We start from the raw sequence: 15,458 nt of genomic DNA, 5'->3' as shown, positions 1-15,458 counted from the left end.
TAGCACATGAATCGAGATTGAGGGGGATATGAGATGATTCCATTATTCGCAGAGCGATTGATGTCTGATTTATTTTTGTCGACGAGCAATCCAAGTTATGGTCTTCCTACATTACCTGAACACGAAGCAGATTGGTTGACGATTGAAGTCCAACAGCGTATTGTTAATGATGCCGAGCAAAAATCTTTGAGTTCAGGAACAACTCAACCAAGAGAGGAAGAACGTGTATGATTCAGCAAAACACCGTTCGCGCTTGGCTCGCTAGTCGAATCAAAAAATAATGATCTTATTTTCCAAAACGATATAGCGCGTCAGCGCGCATATAAAGAGCCGAAGCGGATTCCCGCCTCGGCTCTCTTTTTATTATTTTTTAATCATACCTTCTTCAATCAAGAACTCACGTGCGACATCTTCTGGTCGTTCTTTTTCGACGTCAGCCTTAAAGTTCAATTCTTGCATCTTCTCATCCGTGATTTTATCTTTTAACATATTGAGAACTTCTTTTAATTCTGGATGTTCATCCAACGTTTCTTGACGAACGATTGGGACCGCGTAATACGGTGGGAAGAATTCTTTATCATCCTCAAGGACCGTCAAATCAAATTTCTTCAACAATCCATCTGTCGAAAAACTATCGATGACGTTCGTTTTTCCATTCGTCAATGCCGTATAACGAAGCCCACCATCAACAGGCTGGACATCTTTGAATTTCATGTCCGGATATTTCTCTTTCAAGCCAAGGTATCCGTCTTCACGATTCGCGAACTCAATTGTTGAACCAAGAATCAGACGATTACTGACAGCAGCCATATCAGAGACTGTTTTCAAATCATATTTTTCGATGTCTTCTTTTGTCATCGCTAATGCGTACGTGTTATTGAAACCAATCGGATCGAGGACATCGACCTGACTTTTCGCTGGAATCATTTTTTTAACTTTTTCATACACGACTTCTGGATCCGTTTCTACTTCTTGTTTGAGTACATCGATCAGAAGCGTCCCCGTATAGTCTACATACGCGTCAATTTCTCCAGTCTCAAGCGCACCATAGGCAACTTTTGTACCACCGAGGTTTAATTGACGTTCGACTTCTAAATCGGTCTTATCTTCGATTAAATCAGCCAACATGTTCCCTAAAATCAATTGTTCCGTAAAGTTCTTTGAACCGATGACGATTTTATCCGGCTTCAAGAACGAATACGCAACCGTTCCACCAATTAATAAAACGACGATACTCGCAATTGCGATTTTCTTACCGGCCGACATCGCTTTGCGACGTTTACGTGTCCGATTTTTGACCCGTCCGTCTGCCAGCTTAATTCCGTTTGGTGCGACCGAATATTCAATCCGGCTGACGATGAAGTCAATCGCAAGCGCTAAAATACCTGCTGGAATCGCACCGGCTAAAATCTGATTGTTATCAACGGTTTGAATACCGGAGAAGACAAGATAACCAAGTCCACCGGCACCGATGAACGCAGAAATCGTCATCAATCCAACCGCTGTCACGGCAGAAATCCGAATTCCGGCCATCATGATCGGTAAGGCAAGCGGAATTTGAACCTTTCCTAAAACTTGTCGTTCGGTCAGTCCAATCCCTTTTGCAGCTTCCAACATATCTCCCGGAATGCTTGATAAACCTGTGTACGTATTTTTGACAATCGGGAGTAATGAATACAAGACGACCATGATAATCGCCGGTGTCGAGCCAATCCCGATGAACGGAATCAAGAAACCAAGTAACGCGAGACTCGGAACCGCCTGAACGACACTCGTCAAGGCGAGGACTGGTTTAGCGAACCGTTGATAACGCGTAATTAAAATACCGAGCGGAATCCCTAAGATAACTGCGATGACGACCGCAAATACGGTCAGCTGTAAGTGTTCAAGTAATAAGTTCCAGATTTGATCAGTGTTATTTTTTACATAGTCAAAAAATCCACTCATTGCACTTCCTCCTCCTGAATGAACTGCTCACTCAAGACGGAAAGCAAGCTACTTCGTGTAATCAAGCCGCGTAATTGACCGGCTTTGTTCGTTACAGGTAAATAACCTGTTTCTTCATGGTTCATTACTTCTAATACATCAAGCAGTGAATCCTGTTCATCGACGGCAACAAGTTCACCTTCCATGATTTCTTCAATTCGTTGACTCTTATCTGAAACCGTTTGGATGTTTTTCAATTTAACGATTCCCTGTAATGTACGATCACGATCTGTAATCAGCAGGCTATCCACTTTTCGTCCACGCATGATTTCTATCCCTTGCAGCAACGTCCGCTTACCACTGATTGAGACGGGATCTTCAATCATGATATCTTCTGCTTTAATGAACGCCGGACTACTCCAAATTTTATTTTTTCCAATGAATGATTCAACATATTCATCTTTTGGATGTCGTAAAATTTCTTCGGGTGTATCAAATTGAACAATTTCCCCATCACGCATGATACATATCCGATCGGCTAGCTTGATCGCTTCATCCATATCATGGGTGACGAATACGATAGTTTTCTTTACTTCTTCTTGGAGATTAAATAATTCTTCTTGGAGGTCGTTGCGGGTAACGGGGTCGAGCGCACTAAACGGTTCGTCCATTAAAATAACATCTGGATCATTCATCAATGCACGGGCAAAACCGACACGTTGTTGTTGTCCACCACTGAGTTCGCTTGGGTAACGGTCAATGAATTGTTTCGGGTCGAGGCCGACCATTTGGAGAAGTTCTTCTGTCCGTTGATCCATTTGATCGTGATCTTTTCCTTCAAGACCGGCAATCAATTGAATATTTTCACGAACGGTCATGTGTGGGAATAGACCGGTTTGTTGAATGACGTAGCCCATATGGCGTCTCAGTTCAATCGTATCCGTCTTCATGATGTCCTTCCCATTCACTAAAATCGTTCCTGAAGAGGGCTCAATCAAACGGTTGATCATCTTGAGCGATGTTGTTTTTCCACAGCCACTCGGACCGATGAATACAACGAGTTCACCCGCTTTGATTTCTAGCGTTAAGCCTTTTAAGACAACATTGTCCTTAAATTGCTTCCCGACATTTTTAAATTCGATCATCCATATTTCACTCCTTTTACTATTTCCATATATTATGTTTTCCCTATTTTTTTTGAATTCAAACAATATTTTTCGTTTTTTTGTTTAAATCTCGAAATAAACGGGAATTGTTCTGTTTTTTTGTTAAAAAAGGGTAATGATAAGTAAAGCGTTTGCGGAAGTGTCAGCGGACTGAAAAGGAGGAAATCATGATGGGTAAAAAATGGCTTCGGTTACTTGTTGTTTTGTTACTGATGTTCATTCCATTGTCCAGTTATCAGCTACCAGTCGAAGCAGCTAGCTCAACATTCGTCACGAAAGGTTCGACAACGAACAAAGTGGTGGCATTGACGTTCGATGACGGGGCGGATGGTACAAACATCGGTAAAATTCTCAGTATCTTAAAAAGTAACAATGTCAAAGCAACCTTCTTCCTGACCGGTGCCGGTGCCGCGAATCACCCACAGTCGATCAAAAATATCGCGAGTGCAACACCGACGCATCAAATTGGAAATCACTCCTACAGTCACCCCGATTTTACGACTTTGTCTGCAAGTCAGATGACAAGTGAATTGACACGGACGGAAAGTCTGCTTAACTCATTAACGGGACAGACAACAAAACCAATTTTCCGGGCTCCATTTGGTGCAAGCAACAGTGCTGTTTTAGCAGCCGTCGGTAATGCAGGTTACACGAAAACGATTCAATGGAACATCGATACGACGGACTGGAAAGGAATCAGTTCTACCGCAATCTTGAACCGCGTCATTCCGAACATCGTTCCGGGATCGATTGTCTTAATGCATACGGGTGCCGGTGCATCCGGAACCCCAACCGCCCTTCCTTCAATGATTACGCAACTGAAAGCTAAAGGGTATACGTTCGTTACGGTTTCTGAATTACTGCAACTCCCGACTTCAGGTAGTAAAACGTATACCGTCAAGTCTGGCGATACGCTCTATAAAATCGCAAACCTCTATAACATTTCTGTCAGCGCTTTAGCTAAAGCAAATAACATCACCAACTTTAACCTGATTTCTGTCGGACAAATCTTGACGATTCCCGGTACGTCGACGACACCTCCCCCAACCTCAACGACTTCTTATACCGTCAAAAGCGGGGATACACTCTATTCTATCGCTCGGAAGTACGACGTTTCCGTCAGTGCACTCGCTTCAGCAAACAACATCACTAACCTCAATTTGATTTCTGTTGGTCAAGTGTTGAAAATTCCCGGTACGTCAACAACACCTCCCCCAACAACGACTTCTTATACCGTCAAAAGTGGAGATACGCTTTATGCGATTGCCCGTAAGTACAATGTGACAGTCAGCTCGCTCGCAGCAGCGAATAAGATTACGAATGTCAGCTTGATTTCAATCGGACAAGTATTGGTCATCCCATCCAAATAATTTGACTTGATGTTCCCTCAAAACGTTTCGAAACACCATCTTTCGGCAGATAAACCTGTTTCCTGAAATTTAAAACAGCAAGCCTTCCTCGTTTCGGTCGACGGGGAAGGCTTGCTGTTTATTAAGATCGTACGTTTTCTAGACCGAGATCACACGTAACGAGATCCGCATATGTTTGGCGTCGGACGACTTCCCGCGCTTCCCCTTGATTGACGAAGACGACTGCCGGACGTAAAAATTGATTGTAGTTGCTCGCCATCGAGAAATTATAGGCGCCCGTCCCGAAGACCGCCAGCGTATCCCCGCTAGCCGGTTCCGCCAATTGCGCTTTTTCTGCGACTAAATCGCCGGATTCGCAAGCAGCACCAACGACCGTCACTTCGCGCAGCGTTCCTGTCACCCGATTGGCGATGACTGTTTCGTAGACTGCACCGTACAGCGCAGGACGGATATTGTCTGCCATGCCGCCATCAACAGACAGATACGTCCGAACCCCTTGGACTTCTTTAATCGCCCCGACCGTATAGAGTGTCGTCCCGGCATTCGCGACAACCCACCGCCCTGGTTCAATCCCAATCCGTGGACGTTCGATTCCAAGTCGTGTCGACTCTTCCTCGATGATTGCCATGACATGCTCCATCGTCTGTTCAAAATCAAGCGGGACATCGTCTTTCGTATACGCAATCCCGAATCCACCGCCGACGTTGACTTCGCTCGCCGTGAATTCCGTTTCTTGACGAATCGTTTCGACAAACCCCATCATCGTCCGCGCCGTCCGCTCGAACAACGAAAGATCTTGGATTTGTGATCCAACGTGACAATGAATACCGAGCAGGACAAGATGTTCCGACGCTAAGATTGCCCGAACGGCTTCAAGATACGATTCATCATGGGTCGAGAATCCAAATTTCGTATCAACGCCGCCCGTCTGAATTTTAGTATGTGCCCCACCGATGACCTGGGGGACGATTCGAATCAATACGTTTACCGTCTGACAAGCATCTGCTGCAATTTGTTCGAGCTGTGCAATCTCACCGTAATGGTCGATGACGATTTTTCCGACGCCTTCTTCGACGGCATACCGTAAATCCTGCGTCGATTTGTTCGAGCCGTGGAAATAGATCCGTTCTGCCGGTACGCCCGCTTGACGCGCGATGTAAAGCTCGCCCCCCGTCACGACATCGATTCCGAGTCCGTGACGTACGACTTGCTGATAGACGGCACCAATCGTCAACGCTTTTGAAGCAAAGGAAGCATACGTATTCGGATATTTCGTTAAGAAACCATCTCGTACGGTCGCTAAACGGTCTGTCAGTTCACGCTCTGCCATCACGTAAAGGGGTGTTCCATATTGTGCTGCTAAATCTGTTGCTGCGACACCATCGATTTGAAGCGTGTTGTCTTGTTCCGTCAAATACGAGCTTCCGTACATAAATAGTTCCTCCTTATAGATAACGGTGTGCCAATCGCCATGAGCGTGCACACATCTGTTCCGAATTATTTGCCGTTCCCGTCCGTGTGATGTCGTCGATTTCAATTCCGTCCCCGTACAAGACGACTTCATCCCCGACTTCGACTGTCGAATCAACGGCAACGAACGTATGGCTCATGAATAATTTACTAATGATTGAATACGGTTTCCCGTGAATCAATACAGGTAAAGCGGACCGCCCTCGGACGACACCATCACCATAACCGACCGGTAAGACGGCGACACGAAGCGGTTGATCCGTCGTGTAAGACGTACCGTATCCGACGTGTTCGTCCGCCCCAACTTCACGGATTTCAACGACTTCTGTCGTCATCCGTAATGTAGGGACTAACCAGTCCATCTTTTCAATCGGTGAATAACCGAACAAAAAGATACCGGGACGAACATAGTTACAAAAGGCGAGGCGCTCGTCATGTTTGACGATCGTCGCACTATTTTCAGCATGCATGTACGTAAATTCATGTTGTGTCTGGACGACGTTCGCAATCGCTAAGAAACGCTCGACTTGTCCATCATGGTCCGCTCCCGGCTCGTCTGCGAGCGGAAAATGTGTATATAGCCCTGTCAAACAGAGCTGTTGCTCCTGCACTACTTCAAGGACTGCTTGCGCTTCTTCAAGTGAACTGACACCAAAACGGTTCATCCCGACATTGACCTTTAAATGGAGTTCGATGTTCGAAAGGTCTGCTTGATACCGCTTCAACCAATCTACCGACGGGATTCCAAGCGCGATGCCATAGTCTCGAGCCGCCTCGAACTGAGTCGCTGGATTCATCGCTAAGACATAACTGTCTGGAAAATTCGTTTTAATTTCAATTGCCTCATAAACTTCAGCGACAGCGAAATGATGCACGCCCGCTTCCATCAATGTCCCGACCATTTCAAGCATACCTAAGTTATAGGCATTATTCTTCACCACGGCGAAAATCTGTTTTTGCGATCGAGCGAAGACCGATGCGACATTTTGTCGCACCGCTTCCCGATCGATTGTTACGCGTGTACGTGTATTCATTCAGCTACCGCTGGTGTGACGTGTGTCAACCAGTCTGCATATTGCGGGAGTTGTCCTGAGACCGTTTGTCGGTAAAGCTCGAGTAATTCATCCGCGACAGCCCGTGTTCCGCCGTTGATTGTAATATGGTCGATTTCACCAACACTCGTGATTTCTGCCGCTGTCCCTGTTAAGAAAATCTCGTCTGCGACATACAGCTCGTCACGCCCGATATGACGTTCGACGACCGGGTACCCTTGATCTTGCGCGAGGCGCATGATGACTTGACGCGTGATGCCGTCAAGGACAGAACAGTCTAGTGACGGCGTGTAGATTGTCCCGTTTTTCAACATGAATAAGTTCGCGACACTTGCCTCACTGACATTACCGTTCATATCGAGTGCGATTGCTTCGTCAAATCCATCACGAAGGGCTTCGCCTTTTAAGAGTTGTGAGTTCATATAGTTCGCAGCGGCTTTCGCTTGCATCGGCATCATCGTTGACGATACCCGACGGTAAGAGGCGACTTTCGCACGAATGCCGACACCTTTATCGAAGTATTCACCAAGTTCCCAACATGAGATGCCGACGTGAACCGTCGTATCTTTTGCCATCAAGGCTTGCCACGGTGTACCGAGGAAAACGAATGGACGGATGTAACAAGACTCAAAGCCATTTTTCGCAACGAGATCAATCGTTGCCTGGACAAGTTCTTCCACTGTATATGGAATCGTGACGTGATAGAACGCGCAACTCCGGAAGAGACGTTCGATGTGTTCCGTCAATTGAAAAATTGCCGGACCGTCAGGCGTCGCGTAAGCACGAATCCCTTCGAAAAAACCACTTCCGTAATGAATCGCGTGTGACATGACGCTCGTATTCGCTTCTTTTGGATCATGAAAAATCCCGTCTAACCAAATCGCTTCACCATACTGTGTATCCACTGCCATGTGTTTTCCTCCTCTTCGACGTCAATCAGAGTGAACGTAAATCATCCACTAGTTGCGTCTTCTCTGCTGTTTTTTCGTCTTTCTGTTTGATGACGCGTGCTGGTGTTCCAGCAACGACGCTACCTGCAGGGACGTCTTCTGTGACGACACTGCCTGCTGCAACGACTGCATCTTTTCCGACACGGACGCCTTCCAAGATGACGGCGTTCGCTCCGATCAAGACACCATCTTCGATGATGACCGGTGTTTTTGAAGGTGGCTCAAGGACACCTGCGACCACGGCACCTGCGCCGACATGAACGTTTTTCCCAATCGTGCCACGTGCTCCGACGACGGCGTTCATATCAATCATTGTACCATCTCCGATCGATGCACCGATATTGATGATTGCACCCATCATGATGACGGCGTTATCGCCGATGACGACATGATCCCGAATCCACGAACCCGGTTCGATTCGCGCATTCAAGTGACGTGTGTCAAGCATCGGTACAGCACTGTTCCGACGATCGTATTCGACGTGGACGTCCGTGATTCGGTCTGAATACTTTTCTAAGAAAGTCGCAGCAAGTCCTGCATCTGCAAAGAAAATTTTTGATTCATCCGATCCGAAAGCTGTCGCCCCTTCAATCGTCAAGCCCGCTAAATCGCCATTGACGTAAAGTTTGACCGGTGTCTGTTTTTTAGCATCTTTAATGAATTTCGCAATTTCGTAAGCATCAGTTAGTAACATGTGAATCCTCCTGTGAGTAGAGCGTCTCTAACGTGTAGAGTCCCGCCGATTTTTGAATGAGTGCTTCGGCTGCTTTAATCGCACCTGAAGCAAATACTTTTTTTGATAATGCCGTGTGCTTGATTTCAATCAATTCATCGACCCCGGCGAACAACACTTCATGTTCACCGAAAATTGTTCCACCACGCATCGAGTGCATGCCGATCTCAGACGCTTGGCGTTTTTCCCGTGTCGATTCACGTTCATAGACCGGCTGGACGTCACGGAGTTCTTGAATCGTCCGCAATAAGAGTTCTGCCGTCCCGCTTGGTGCATCGACCTTTTGATTGTGGTGCTTTTCTAATAGTTCGATATCGAACGAACTGGCGAGTGGTACGAGCACCTGTAACAATTGCTGCATCATCGCGATCCCGAACGACATGTTGTACGACTGAAAAATTGGAATTTCAGTCGAAGCGTCTTTTATCGTTTGTAACTCCGCTTCCGAAAATCCGGTCGTCGCGATGACGAGCGGTGTTTTCGTTTTGAGGCCATACGCCAGTAAATCCGGCAACAAGCTCGGGTGAGAGAAATCGATGATGGCATCGACTTCTTCTGTTAGCTCGGACACCGTTTGATACGAAGGAATTTTCTCCGCTGACTTCGTCTGATCGATAACGGCGACAACTTCAGCGGGTGCCAATTCCTCGACATAATGCCCTGTCGCACCATATCCATGAATGGCAAGCTTCATCGAACCACTCCTTTATAAGCACGCATCGTCTCGAGTAAGTGTGCATGCCCGGCTTCGGATTGGCGAACGAGCGGCAAGCGTGGTGCACCGACTGCAAACCCGACTTCTTCGAGTGCTGCTTTAACAGGAATCGGGTTGACGTCACTAAAGATGGCTGCGATGACAGGCATTAAATCACTTTGAATGCGTCGTGCCGTCACTAAGTCGTTTGCGAGCACGGCTTCAGCAAGCGCTTGTGTTTCTGCCGGGTACGGGTTCGACAGGACCGAGATGACACCTTGTGCTCCCCATGCCATGTACGGCAGGATTTGATCGTCGTTGCCACAGAAGACTGCAAAACCTTCGGGGAGTGCCGTCATCAATTCACCCATGAAACTGACATCCCCGCTCGCTTCTTTGAATGCTTGAATGTTCGGATGCTCCGCGAGTGTTACAGCTGTCTCAACTGCAATCGCGACACCCGTCCGTGAAGGTACGTTGTATAACATGATGGGTAATTCGACAGCATCCGCGACTGCGGTAAAGTGAGCAATCAAACCGGCTTGTGACGTTTTATTGTAATACGGTGTCACGAGCATCGCTGCATCCGCTCCGAGCCGCTGAGCCGTTTTCGTTTTTTCAATCGTCTGTGCCGTATTGTTCGTTCCCGTACCGGCAATGACCGGAACACGACCTGCCGTGACACGGACTGCTGTCTCAAGTAACGTTTCGAACTCTTCGCTCGAAAGCGTCGATCCTTCACCTGTCGTCCCGGCGACGACGAGCGCTTGGATATTGGCTGCAAGTTGCTGTTCAATCAACTGTTCAAAAACGACTAAGTCGAGTTCACCTGCTGAATTGAACGGTGTCGCTAGTGCTGTTCCTGCTCCTTTGAACATGTTAAATTCCTCCTTAGTATGATTAAGAATGGATGCCGTTTTCTAAAGCATGACGCGCGACCTGGACTGCATTTGACGCCGCGCCTTTTCGAATGTTATCCGCGACACACCACAGATGGAATGTGTTCGCGAGCGTTTGATCTTGACGAATCCGCCCGACGTACACTTCGTCCGTCCCGCTTGCATCAAGCGGCATCGGGTACTGATTTCGCGAAACATCATCAACCAGTACGACGCCTGGCGCGTCAGCAAGTGCTGTGCGAATCGCTTCGACCGTCGTCTCGTTTGAAAACGTCACGTTGATTGCAACCGAATGCGAATTTGTGACGGGAACACGGACACACGTCGCACTGACCGGTAAGTTCGGTTGGTTAAAAATCTTCCGTGTCTCGTCAATCATTTTTTGCTCTTCTTTCGTGTACCCGTCTTCTAAGAAGACATCGATATGCGGCAAGATATTATCATGGATCGGGTGCGGATAGTTGACCGGTTCTTCACCGCGGCTGCCTCGCGCCAAGTCCTCAATTCCTTTTTGACCGGAACCGGAGACTGCTTGATACGTCGTATACGTGATTCGTTCAAAACCTAAGTGTTTGAGTGGTGCCAGGGCAACGACGGATTGAATCGTCGAGCAGTTCGGATTAGCGATCAGTCGGTCGGTGCTGCTGACCGCTTCCGGATTGACTTCTGGTACGACGAGCGGAATCGTCTCTTGCATCCGGAAAGCACTTGAATTATCGACGACAAGTGTTCCGTGTTCTGCCAGCAAGGGGGCATACTGTTCACTGATTGCTCCACCGGCTGCGAATAATGCGACGTCGATCCCGTGATGGATGATGTCTTCCGATAAAGCTGTAATCGTCACGTCCGTTCCATTAAACGAAACGACTTTTCCTGCTGATCGTTCTGAAGCATACGCCGACAGTTGACCGACTGGAAAATCGAGTTCCTTCAAGACTTGTAACATCTTTTGTCCGACGGCGCCTGTCGCACCGATGACTGCTACGTGGTACATGTTCATTCCTCCTTACAGGCTAAACGCGTTCGCAATCGCCGCGACCGTTCGTTCGATATCTGCTTGTGCGATTGTATACGAGATACTGATTTCTGATGTCGTGACTTGATAAAACGTGATGTTCTCGGCACGGAACGTCGCAAATAATTTTGATGCGACGCCCGTTGCGTCACGCATTCCGATTCCGACGACCGATAACTTGGCATGCTCGTTATGACGATCGACTTTAACGGTCGGAAAACGATCGATGATATCTTTCAGTGCCTCTTCGAGAAACTCTTCTTCATCGAGTGGACAAGAGAACGAGAGGAACACGTCACTATCAAAGGTCGTTTGACTGATCATGTCGATATTGACATGGCGATTCGATAACAATTCAAAAATGTCGGCGACTGCTGAATTGGTTTGTGGAACGTGTTTGATTGAAACCGTCAAAACATTTTTCGTTACACTGACGCTCGTGACTGCTTTTTGTTCCATCGTTTCTGTTGCCTCCATGATCCAAGTCCCTCTTTCCGATTCAAGTGTTTTCCCAACAAAGATATGCACGCCGTATTTTTTCCCGAGTTCGACGCTGCGCATCTCCATTACCTTCGACCCCAGTGCACTCATTTCCATCATTTCATCATATGAAATTTGTGGAATCGGCTGTGCCGCTTGATGAATCCGCGGATCCGCCGTATAGACACCGTCGACATCCGTATAGATTTCACAGCGCTTATCAAGGACGGCCGCTAAGGCGACAGCCGTTGTGTCTGACCCACCACGACCGAGTGTTGTAACATCCCCAAGCTCGTTGACACCTTGGAATCCGGCGACGATGACGACATCATAGGTTTCGAGTTTCTTTCGTAACAAGTCCCCGTCAATTTGTTTAATCTTACTTTTCGTATGAACCCCCATCGTGCTGATTCCTGCCTGCGCACCTGTTTGTGATAAGGCTTTTACTCCGACGGAATTTAAGGCGATGCTGAGTAACGAAATCGTTTGTTCTTCGCCGATTGCGAGCAATCGATCGAGTTCACGTCGTTCAGGACGATCCGTGATTGCTTGCGCTTGTGCGATGAGCGAGTCTGTCATCTTCCCCATCGCAGAGACGACGACCACTAATTTTTCACCTTGTTCTGTCCGATTTTTTAAATAATTCGCAATTGACTGAATCTGTTCGACAGTCGCGACCGAGCTACCACCAAATTTAAGTACAGTTGTCACAATCCTATCTCCTTTGTCCCGAAACAGAAAAAAACGACGGGCCGGTAGGAGCGTTCCTACGGCCCGTCGTTATCACGATCGGACAAACGAAGACAAAGTCTTTCGTTCTTTTACGTAAGATAGCGCTCCGAAACATCGGTTTCGGCAGTACAACGGATCTTAACCGTTGTACCAGCAAATGAGAAGAAGCATCTTTCTCATTCACTTCGGCGGATTTCCCCTTTCACATCACTCAGCATGCTCGCTTCAATAAATGATGTTACTGATGTCATCCGCGCCTCTATCTGTCGGTTGTTAGTTACAGTTATAGCAAACATTTTTTGTTAAATCCAGTCATTTGCTAAAATTTTTTCATTTTTCCGTTAATCCGTGAGTTTTTTCTTCGCTTGATCGAGTTGTACAGAAACAGCAGCAAAACCTGTCCCGCCGTAACTTCCTCTTCTTGCCACTGCTTGCACCGGGTCGAGGAGCGGATAAACATCTTCCGCGATGACGGAGTGGAACGTTTGATACGTTTCAAGCGTTAAATCTTTTAAGAAACAATTCGTCTGAACACAATGGAGGACCGCTTTTCCGACGATTTCATGCGCTTCCCGGAAAGGAACACCTTTTGTGACGAGATAATCTGCTAGTTCCGTCGCATTCGAGAAGTCTTGCATTGTCGCCTTCTTGAGCGCTTCTGTCTTAAACGTTGCTGATTCGAGCATTCCCGTAAAGATTTGAACGGATTGTAAAACGGTATCTGCCGTATCGAAGACACCTTCTTTATCTTCTTGCATGTCTTTATTGTAAGCGAGCGGTAATGCTTTCATCGTCGTCAGGAACCCCATCAGGTTTCCATAGACACGCCCTGTTTTTCCGCGAATCAATTCAGCGAAGTCCGGGTTTTTCTTTTGTGGCATCATGCTCGAACCCGTTGAAAATGCATCTGACAATTCGATGAATGAAAATTCTTGCGACGCCCAGATGATGATTTCTTCACAAAAGCGTGAGAGGTGCATCATGACCGTCGAAGCAATCCCGAGATATTCAATGACGAAGTCACGGTCCGATACAGCATCGAGGCTGTTCGGATAGACGTGCTCAAATCCGAGCAGTTCCGCTGACTTGAAACGGTCAATCGGGAATGTCGTCCCGGCGAGTGCCCCAGCACCGAGCGGCGAAATCCGAATCCGTTTCAAATTATCTGTCAGACGATCTACGTCACGGTCGAACATCCAAAAATACGCGAGTAGATGGTGTGCAAGTGAAATCGGTTGTGCCCGCTGTAAGTGGGTATACCCCGGCATGACGGTTTCGATGTGTACATCCGCCTGTTCCGTAATCACCGTCTGCAAGTTGCGGAGGCTTTCGATTAAATCAACCACATGTTGTTCCATCCATAAATGTAAATCCGTCGCAACCTGGTCATTCCGACTTCTCGCTGTATGCAACTTCCCTGCGACCGGTCCGATTTGTTCCGTCAGCAACCGTTCGAGATTCATGTGGATGTCTTCGTCAGCAAGCGAATAGACATGTGTTCCAATCGAAGCTTGTAACGTCTTGAGACCCGCTTCGATTTTTTCCCATTCCGTCTCTTCTAGGATACCTTGTTGATACAACATATTGGCATGGGCGAGACTTCCTTCTAAATCAACTGCCGCAAGCTTTTGGTCGAATGAAATCGATGCCCCAAACGCTTCAGCCTGAGCGGAAGCCCCTTCTGTAAACCGTCCGCCCCAAAGTTTCGTCATTTTGTCACGCCTTCCTGCCGATGAACACTTGCGTGTGTCGCAATCGCAAGACCGTGCAATTTAATGAATCCTTTCGCTGCTTCATGATCGAACGCATCTTCTTTCGTATACGTCGCAAGCTTCTCGTCATAAAGTGACACCGGTGACTGACGTCCTGTGACCGTCGCATTCCCTTTGTAGAGTTTGACCCGTACTTCGCCCGTGACGTCTTGTTGCGTCGCTTTTAAGAATGCTTTCAGACCTTTCGTTAACGGTGCGTGGAACAAACCGTTGTAGATTGTTTCTGCATATTGTTGACTTAAAATCGGTTTGAAGTGAGCGACGTCTTTCGTCAATGTGATGGTCTCGAGTGCGGCATGGGCTTTTAGCAAGACCGTTGCTCCCGGGCATTCATACACTTCCCGCGATTTGATTCCGACGAGACGGTTCTCGACGTGGTCAATCCGTCCGACACCATGTGCTCCGGCGATGATGTTGAGTTCTGTAATCAACTTCGCCAGTGGGTAGACTGTTCCGTTGATTGAAGTCGGAACACCCGCTTCAAAACCGATAATGACTTCTTCTGCTTGATCCGGTGCTTCTTCCGGTGCGACCGTCAGTGCATAAGCATCTTGCGGCGGTTCTGTCCAAGGGTTTTCAAGGACACCACATTCGTTACTCCGTCCCCAAAGGTTCATATCGATTGAATATGGGCTGTCGAGATTGATTGGAATCGGGACATTGTTGTCTTTTGCATAAGCGATTTCCTCTTCACGTGACCATTTCCATTCCCGTACAGGGGCGATGACTTCCAGTGAAGGATCGAGTGCTGCGACCGAAACTTCAAACCGGACTTGGTCATTTCCTTTTCCCGTACAACCATGTGCAACGGCCGTTGCGCCATGTTGATGCGCAACTTCGACGAGCTTTTCAGCAATCAGCGGGCGAGACAGTGCCGAAATCAGTGGATACGCACCTTCGTAGTGGGCACCGTATTGAAGTGCTGGTAAGACGAATTCATTTGCGAATTCTTCTTTGACATCAAGAACAATCGATTCGACGGCTCCGACGAGCAACGCTTTTTCTTTGATGACAGTCAAATCTTTTCCTTCGCCGACGTCCATACATAAAGCGACGACATCATAATCCTTACTCAACCATTTGATTGCCACCGATGTATCAAGTCCCCCAGAATACGCTAAAATTAATTTTTGTTTCGTCATTATTAATTCCTCCCTGATTTCGAATTCATCTGTCTGTATAAAAATTCATTATTAATT

General features: G+C 47.3%; 14 protein-coding genes and 1 riboswitch. Of the genes, 2 read left to right on the top strand and 12 right to left on the bottom strand.

The window, feature by feature from the left end; all coding sequences use genetic code 11:
* The first annotated feature begins 33 nt into the window (after positions 1–33).
* Positions 34–231, top strand: coding sequence for a hypothetical protein (locus tag A0126_RS02465; protein WP_088836313.1), 198 nt, complete (start codon positions 34–36; stop codon positions 229–231).
* A gap of 132 nt (positions 232–363) precedes the next feature.
* Here A0126_RS02465 and A0126_RS02460 read toward each other — a convergent pair whose 3' ends face one another.
* The gene (locus A0126_RS02460) at positions 364–1,947 is read right to left on the bottom strand and encodes an ABC transporter permease/substrate-binding protein (protein ID WP_088836312.1); all 1,584 of its coding nucleotides are present in this window, start codon (positions 1,945–1,947) and stop codon (positions 364–366) included.
* Entirely contained in the window at positions 1,944–3,071 is a 1,128-nt protein-coding gene (locus A0126_RS02455) for an ABC transporter ATP-binding protein (protein ID WP_088836311.1), read from the bottom strand. Before A0126_RS02455 ends, A0126_RS02460 begins: the two co-directional genes overlap by 4 nt.
* Positions 3,072–3,262: 191 nt before the next feature.
* Between A0126_RS02455 and A0126_RS02450 the strand changes: the two genes are divergently transcribed.
* Entirely contained in the window at positions 3,263–4,462 is a 1,200-nt protein-coding gene (locus A0126_RS02450; protein ID WP_088836310.1) for a LysM peptidoglycan-binding domain-containing protein, read from the top strand.
* A 121-nt stretch (positions 4,463–4,583) separates the two neighbouring features.
* On the opposite strand, the gene lysA is transcribed toward A0126_RS02450, so the two are convergent.
* The 10 genes from lysA to A0126_RS02400 form a co-directional block, all read right to left on the bottom strand.
* Positions 4,584–5,894, bottom strand: a complete 1,311-nt coding sequence (gene lysA, locus A0126_RS02445) for a diaminopimelate decarboxylase (protein WP_088836309.1) — start codon at positions 5,892–5,894, stop codon at positions 4,584–4,586.
* Between the two features lie 13 nt (positions 5,895–5,907).
* On the bottom strand, positions 5,908–6,966 hold the full coding sequence (alr, locus tag A0126_RS02440) for an alanine racemase (protein WP_088836308.1): 1,059 nt from the start codon (positions 6,964–6,966) through the stop codon (positions 5,908–5,910).
* Positions 6,963–7,895: a branched-chain amino acid transaminase gene (locus A0126_RS02435; protein ID WP_029332625.1), complete on the bottom strand. Its 933-nt coding sequence runs from the start codon at positions 7,893–7,895 to the stop codon at positions 6,963–6,965. Before A0126_RS02435 ends, alr begins: the two co-directional genes overlap by 4 nt.
* Before the next feature lie 25 nt (positions 7,896–7,920).
* Positions 7,921–8,628: a 2,3,4,5-tetrahydropyridine-2,6-dicarboxylate N-acetyltransferase gene (dapD, locus tag A0126_RS02430; RefSeq protein ID WP_088836307.1), complete on the bottom strand. Its 708-nt coding sequence runs from the start codon at positions 8,626–8,628 to the stop codon at positions 7,921–7,923.
* Complete coding sequence (gene dapB / locus A0126_RS02425) at positions 8,615–9,361, bottom strand: 4-hydroxy-tetrahydrodipicolinate reductase (protein WP_088836306.1); 747 nt, start codon at positions 9,359–9,361, stop codon at positions 8,615–8,617. Before dapB ends, dapD begins: the two co-directional genes overlap by 14 nt.
* Positions 9,358–10,239 carry a 4-hydroxy-tetrahydrodipicolinate synthase gene (gene dapA / locus A0126_RS02420; protein ID WP_088836305.1) on the bottom strand — a complete coding sequence of 294 codons (882 nt, stop codon included), beginning with the start codon at positions 10,237–10,239 and terminating at the stop codon, positions 9,358–9,360. Before dapA ends, dapB begins: the two co-directional genes overlap by 4 nt.
* A 22-nt stretch (positions 10,240–10,261) precedes the next feature.
* Positions 10,262–11,254 (bottom strand): aspartate-semialdehyde dehydrogenase, encoded by a 993-nt coding sequence (locus A0126_RS02415; protein ID WP_088836304.1) that lies wholly within the window; start codon positions 11,252–11,254, stop codon positions 10,262–10,264.
* Positions 11,255–11,266: 12 nt separating this feature from the next.
* A complete protein-coding gene (locus A0126_RS02410) occupies positions 11,267–12,466 on the bottom strand; it encodes an aspartate kinase (protein WP_029332620.1) in 1,200 nt (399 codons plus the stop codon).
* A gap of 112 nt (positions 12,467–12,578) precedes the next feature.
* Positions 12,579–12,757, bottom strand: a riboswitch (Lysine riboswitch).
* Between the two features lie 71 nt (positions 12,758–12,828).
* Positions 12,829–14,199 (bottom strand): argininosuccinate lyase, encoded by a 1,371-nt coding sequence (gene argH / locus A0126_RS02405; RefSeq protein WP_088836303.1) that lies wholly within the window; start codon positions 14,197–14,199, stop codon positions 12,829–12,831.
* Positions 14,196–15,401: an argininosuccinate synthase gene (locus A0126_RS02400; RefSeq protein WP_088836302.1), complete on the bottom strand. Its 1,206-nt coding sequence runs from the start codon at positions 15,399–15,401 to the stop codon at positions 14,196–14,198. The genes argH and A0126_RS02400 overlap by 4 nt, the downstream gene beginning before the upstream one ends.
* Positions 15,402–15,458: the final 57 nt, after the last annotated feature.

The sequence above is a fragment of the Exiguobacterium sp. N4-1P genome, from assembly GCF_002214325.1.
The sequence above is the reverse complement of the archived record's forward strand: the minus strand, read 5'-3'. Positions and strand labels throughout refer to the sequence as shown.

Coding starts and splice junctions, on each gene's coding strand:
- A0126_RS02435 (WP_029332625.1), bottom strand. CDS start 7,895: ATGGCAGTGGATACACAGTATGGTGAAGCGATTTGGTTAGACGGGATT.
- dapD (WP_088836307.1), bottom strand. CDS start 8,628: ATGTTACTAACTGATGCTTACGAAATTGCGAAATTCATTAAAGATGCT.
- A0126_RS02460 (WP_088836312.1), bottom strand. CDS start 1,947: ATGAGTGGATTTTTTGACTATGTAAAAAATAACACTGATCAAATCTGG.
- alr (WP_088836308.1), bottom strand. CDS start 6,966: ATGAATACACGTACACGCGTAACAATCGATCGGGAAGCGGTGCGACAA.
- argH (WP_088836303.1), bottom strand. CDS start 14,199: ATGACGAAACTTTGGGGCGGACGGTTTACAGAAGGGGCTTCCGCTCAG.
- A0126_RS02465 (WP_088836313.1), top strand. CDS start 34: ATGATTCCATTATTCGCAGAGCGATTGATGTCTGATTTATTTTTGTCG.
- A0126_RS02400 (WP_088836302.1), bottom strand. CDS start 15,401: ATGACGAAACAAAAATTAATTTTAGCGTATTCTGGGGGACTTGATACA.
- A0126_RS02415 (WP_088836304.1), bottom strand. CDS start 11,254: ATGTACCACGTAGCAGTCATCGGTGCGACAGGCGCCGTCGGACAAAAG.
- lysA (WP_088836309.1), bottom strand. CDS start 5,894: ATGTACGGAAGCTCGTATTTGACGGAACAAGACAACACGCTTCAAATC.
- A0126_RS02455 (WP_088836311.1), bottom strand. CDS start 3,071: ATGATCGAATTTAAAAATGTCGGGAAGCAATTTAAGGACAATGTTGTC.
- dapB (WP_088836306.1), bottom strand. CDS start 9,361: ATGAAGCTTGCCATTCATGGATATGGTGCGACAGGGCATTATGTCGAG.
- dapA (WP_088836305.1), bottom strand. CDS start 10,239: ATGTTCAAAGGAGCAGGAACAGCACTAGCGACACCGTTCAATTCAGCA.
- A0126_RS02450 (WP_088836310.1), top strand. CDS start 3,263: ATGGGTAAAAAATGGCTTCGGTTACTTGTTGTTTTGTTACTGATGTTC.